This is a genomic window from Candidatus Hodarchaeum mangrovi, assembly GCF_975850365.1.
This window is the reverse complement of sequence record NZ_CDLCQJ010000098.1, coordinates 1-4377: the sequence shown is the minus strand read 5'-3', so window position 1 is coordinate 4377 and position 4377 is coordinate 1. Positions and strand designations below refer to the sequence as shown.

The window sequence follows — 4377 nt, the reverse complement described above, 5'->3', positions numbered from 1 at the left end:
CAAGAAACCAACTTGGAGGAAACATATTCTAGGTATTAACGACTCTTGGTTAAAATTTCCAGTGGGTACAAGTTTTGCTTATTCCAATATCGGAATGGATCTTATTACATATATTTTGGAACAAATTTTAGGAAAACCTTATCCAGAGCTGATACAGGATCTTCTAGGTGATCCTTTAGGGATAAAATTTACTTTTGACATTGATTTTAGTTTAACTAATAATGTTTCCAGAGGTTACCTAGGAAGTTATCTTGCCAATGAACTTGATACCGCGTATGGTTGTGGTGGAATATTTATATCAATAAAAGATATGGGAACATTCATTCAGTTTTTACTAAATAGAGGCAAGTACAATGGAAAAGAAATATTGAAAGAGGAATATTTTAGGTTACTATTGGAAACAGATAAAGCTGGTGGGTATTCTCTTGGTACAGATGTCAAGAACCAATTTGGTACAGTGTTTTACAGTCATCCTGGAGGGGGTTTTGGTTATTGCAGTGAATTATTTTGGTCACCTGATCATAACTTCGGATTATCACTACTCTATAATCAAGAGTATACTGATCTAACAAAAATTAAGAAACTCTTGGTGAATTTTATAGCTTCTATCCTAAGAAATAAAGGTGTTAACATTGATGGGTCAAAATTCCCTCCTGAGGGATCACTTAAAGTTGAAGTCGATCCAAGTAGCCTAAAAAATTATATTGGGTATTATGTTGGAGCTTTTATAAGCGTAATAGTAAATATTGATGAAAAAGGGTTATATCTTGACTATGGTGAACAAACAGACTATTTGGTCCCTCTTAATGAAAAAATTTTTACAGCTAATATACCTGATGGAGTTATTTTTTTATTTAATGATGATAATGATCCAATTGGTATGCAATACTACTCTAAAACTGAAGGTATTGTTAATCTCGATTATAAGGGGAAAATACTAAAACCTGTAGAAGTCGATAAAGAAGTCAGCAGATTCGAAGGAATTTATCAAATTGGCCTCTATTATACTGAGGCACTGTATATTGCGGTAAAATATGTTAACAATGCACTTCAGGTAAAGGGATTTACAAATGGAAATTTGTACCCTCATCCAAATCGAAAAAATGTCTTTTTCACCCATACAGGTGCTGCTGTCGTTTTTGAAAATGATTATCTACTTGTTGACAATGTTCGTGGTATTAAAATCACACATCCCGTGAAATATTTTACTGATTTAGTCGAAAATAATCCTAAACATAAATTTCTAACGAATTGGATGGTTAATTCTGTCATCAGTCTATTAAAATATTTCGAACACGATGAAGAATCCGCTAAAATTAGAGAAATTACAAAAAAACTGAAATAACGAAGTTACAGGAAAATGTGTACTACTAGGGAGGAAAAGGATGAGAGAGGGAGTATTTTATCATCATCTCCATATTGATTTGAGAGGAATTTTTTTGGTCTTTTACTCAGACAGATTTGCCGTTAGATTGACCAAAGAGATATTATTTTTTTACCATCTCTTGATAAAACTTGACAAGTGCAATTAAACTAATTAAACTACTAAACACCCCAATAAAAAACCCTGTGATCCATAAATTGAGAATAAAAGCAATTGACAAAAGCAGAACAATATTAATCAGAAAAAAGATTAGGAAAAAGACATTGGGAACAAGTTGATTCCCAATGAGATAATGCTTAAGCACAACTCTGAGGGGTATGGTACGAAGATTCGCATATTTTGCCGCAATTTTATATTTATTCCCTTCAACTTGATCAATTGCACCATTATCAACTAATTTTTGCAAATGCCAATGAGTACTTCCCGCACTACTAATATTGAGATTTCTTTGAATTTCACGGACTCCTAACGGTTTATTCATTGTTTTTAGATGTAAAAAGATGGAGGTGATATGATTATTAACTAATAATTCCTCCAATTTTAGTTCATTGAGTTCTAAACTGGTCATCAGAATCTCTCCGTAAAATTAGAATATTCCTAAAAACAGAGTTTTTAGTGGATTGTCTCTAGCAGAAGGTGTATTATCTTCCTCACTAAAGGAGGAAGCACTTACCTCAACACCAGTCATATAAGAATTTGTAATAAACTGCTTCTGGGAGAAATGAACTTCTAGACGGTTTCCATCAACTATCACTACTGATTGATAATTGCTTTCTTTACCCTCTGTAACATCATTAAAGTAAATATGTGCACTTTCTTCTCCAGGGGTTTTTGCTACAATAAATAGACGATAGTTTAAAGAAGTATTTATAACACCAGTAACTTCTAAATACAAAACTACTGCATCTTTTTGTTTAAAAGATCCATATCGAATGATATCTATTTGACTATCATTCACATCATTCAACGTATCAGTTAATTCGAAATTAAACTGATGTTGTGGTATAAAGACTGAATTCTTATCTACAACGACTGCAGATCCAATTGAAACGCTTACTACGATAATAGTAACGATCAATCCTTTAATATATGAGTTTATTAAGATGTTCATGATGAATTTTCACCTAATTTTACCAAATCTACACTCCTTATAAACCTATACTCTGAACAGTCTTGTACAGAGCCTGAACACTTTATTGACAATCTGTCCAGGGTATAAACATCATATTGAAAGATGAAATGGAAGGTGAAACAACTACTGAAATTAATCAAAAAGGTATATTAATTGTAGTTCTTCAATCTAAAAGCTGCTGAAATCGCACTATTAGTAGCAGCGGGACTCTTACTCTTGGTGGTATGCATCCTATAGAAAATTTTCGAGACGTGGAGTGGATTTCCATCTATTTTATCATGGGGCTTTTTATTCTTGTCAGTTCGATTGAAATTCTCGGAATACTCGAACTCTTGGGTGAGCTTCTTATGCTAATTTTAGAATTAGATCTAATACTTAGTTTACCTTTCATTACATTTGGAATAGGGATTATTTCAACAGTCGTTGATAATATTCCCGTTTCAGCCGCATTAGCCCCTGTTTTCACAGATTTACAAGCAGCGGGTGCTGTGACGGCTATAGACTGGTGGGCATTAGTAATAGCGGTGAATATAGGAGGGTACATCCTACCAATTGGCAGTCCAGCAAATATTCTAGCTATAAATCTATCAAGTCAAGAAGGTTCGCCAATTTCTTTTATGGATTTTATGAGAGTTGGATCACTGCTAGGATTTTTACACCTCTTGACCAGTACGATCTATCTCATTATTCTTTCCCCCTTAATCCTCTAAAAACTTCTATGAGTTTAGATTGGATTTCTATAGCGGATGATTTTTAGAAGCGATACTTTTCCCAACTAGAGTTGAGTTTGATATTATATTCTGATAACAACTGAAACTAGAGTTTGATATTAATATCTAAGACTATATTTTTCGATGAAGTCAAAGTTGATTTTAAATTAAGTATTGAAAAAACTGAAAGATCGCTCAATGAATTTAGTCTCTCACCTCGTAATAAATCTGAAGAACCTCCTGATGGATTTGAGTCCAATAACATTTGGCCTTGGATTTATAATAGAAGATTATCTTACATTCGAAGACCTATTATACAATTTCAAATTAGTGATGAAAGGATTTCCACTTTCCTCAACTTTTATAATTTGATCCATATATCATTAATTAATGTGATAATATCAACAACTTGTTCTGAAAAAAATTGATATAGGAATAAAATTAGTTAATACTAAATCGATTTATAATCCCAGCTACGCAATTACAAGAGAACACAGACCATAAAACGGAATTTTTTTCTATTATACTCTTCTGAAATTCCCATGGGTAATATTAATCCAATTTTAGTAACTCACATCTCTGACCAGTCACTTATTCTCATTTCTTTTAAAGGAACTTAACATCTCCCTGTGTTCTTCTTCTCTTGCTTTATCGATTGCATATAATACCTGATAATGTGCATTAGATAATTTTAATTGAACTCTGGCTGAAATAAAAACCTCGTGTGTCTCTGAAGAGTGAACTTCCTTTACTGGTTTCATTTTAAAATCTTTATTCTCGGTTTTTAGAAACATTAATAATTCTTCAACTGAGTCACATGGTATCGAAATAGGATGTATACCACCATTATCTCCTTGAAATTCGCTGGAGTGCACAAGTCCTCTTACCACTGATGGCTCTTTTTCCTTAAGTTTGAGCGGTATAGTGTTTAAAACAACGAAACTGATATTTTTATCCTGCTTAAACAACCAATACATTCTATCTGTAAAACTAGATAGGTCTGGTGCTATTATTTTTTTATCTGTAGGTGTCATACCATATCTTTCTCCTCTAATAATTATTGATGTTTATTTTTAGTCCTTTTTAGTAAAAACTGCCTTTCGGAATAAATTTACCTCTATTCTTTAATATTTCATAATATTGTTTAGTTT

General features: G+C 32.5%; 5 protein-coding genes. 2 read left to right on the top strand and 3 right to left on the bottom strand.

Annotated elements, in window-relative coordinates; genetic code table 11:
• Nucleotides 1–1345, top strand: a 1345-nt coding sequence (locus ACWVCY_RS10075) for a serine hydrolase domain-containing protein (protein WP_455142624.1), incomplete at its 5' end; no start/stop codon positions are given.
• Between the two features lie 142 nt (nt 1346–1487).
• Here ACWVCY_RS10075 and ACWVCY_RS10070 read toward each other — a convergent pair.
• Nucleotides 1488–1952: a hypothetical protein gene (locus ACWVCY_RS10070; RefSeq protein ID WP_455142622.1), complete on the bottom strand. Its 465-nt coding sequence runs from the start codon at nt 1950–1952 to the stop codon at nt 1488–1490.
• An 18-nt stretch (nt 1953–1970) separates the two neighbouring features.
• Nucleotides 1971–2495 (bottom strand): hypothetical protein, encoded by a 525-nt coding sequence (locus ACWVCY_RS10065; protein ID WP_455142620.1) that lies wholly within the window; start codon nt 2493–2495, stop codon nt 1971–1973.
• Nucleotides 2496–2740: 245 nt separating this feature from the next.
• On the opposite strand from ACWVCY_RS10065, the gene ACWVCY_RS10060 reads away from it, so the two are divergent.
• On the top strand, nt 2741–3226 hold the full coding sequence (locus tag ACWVCY_RS10060; protein ID WP_455142618.1) for an SLC13 family permease: 486 nt from the start codon (nt 2741–2743) through the stop codon (nt 3224–3226).
• A 587-nt stretch (nt 3227–3813) separates the two neighbouring features.
• On the opposite strand, the gene ACWVCY_RS10055 is transcribed toward ACWVCY_RS10060, so the two are convergent.
• Nucleotides 3814–4260: a hypothetical protein gene (locus tag ACWVCY_RS10055; protein ID WP_455142616.1), complete on the bottom strand. Its 447-nt coding sequence runs from the start codon at nt 4258–4260 to the stop codon at nt 3814–3816.
• Nucleotides 4261–4377: the final 117 nt, after the last annotated feature.

Excerpts from the sequence above, each read along its gene's own strand:
- ACWVCY_RS10070 (WP_455142622.1), bottom strand. The coding sequence starts at position 1,952 with ATGACCAGTTTAGAACTCAATGAACTAAAATTGGAGGAATTATTAGTT.
- ACWVCY_RS10065 (WP_455142620.1), bottom strand. The coding sequence starts at position 2,495 with ATGAACATCTTAATAAACTCATATATTAAAGGATTGATCGTTACTATT.
- ACWVCY_RS10060 (WP_455142618.1), top strand. The coding sequence starts at position 2,741 with ATGCATCCTATAGAAAATTTTCGAGACGTGGAGTGGATTTCCATCTAT.
- ACWVCY_RS10055 (WP_455142616.1), bottom strand. The coding sequence starts at position 4,260 with ATGACACCTACAGATAAAAAAATAATAGCACCAGACCTATCTAGTTTT.